Consider the following 315-nt stretch of genomic DNA (forward strand, 5'->3'; position numbering starts at 1 on the left):
CGCCTGTTCCGCCGGTGCCGGTGCTGCCTGGGCCGGCGGCGTCGGTAGTTGCGCGGGTTCCGGGCAGGTCTGTGTTGATTGTGTCTGTGCTGGTGGCGTTGGTGTTGGTGGCGGGTGTGGTGGTGCGGGGGTTGGTGGCGGTGTTCATGGCGGTGAGGAGGTGTTCGTATTGGTCGGTGGTGGCGAAGATTTCGAGGTGGTGGAGGCCGTGGCGTGGTTTGCGGATGAACGCGCCTTGGGTGTGGCGGAGGGTTTCTTCGGTGGGTTCGGTGCCGTCGGCGTCGATGGTGTCGGCCCAGCGGCGGGCGACGCGGC

General features: G+C 67.9%; 1 pseudogene. It reads right to left on the minus strand.

From position 1 onward, the window contains the following. Positions 1 to 315, minus strand: a pseudogene (locus tag AU175_RS22455) (HNH endonuclease signature motif containing protein); the annotation flags it as partial.

The organism is Arthrobacter sp. B6, assembly GCF_001663775.1.
GTDB lineage: Bacteria > Actinomycetota > Actinomycetes > Actinomycetales > Micrococcaceae > Arthrobacter.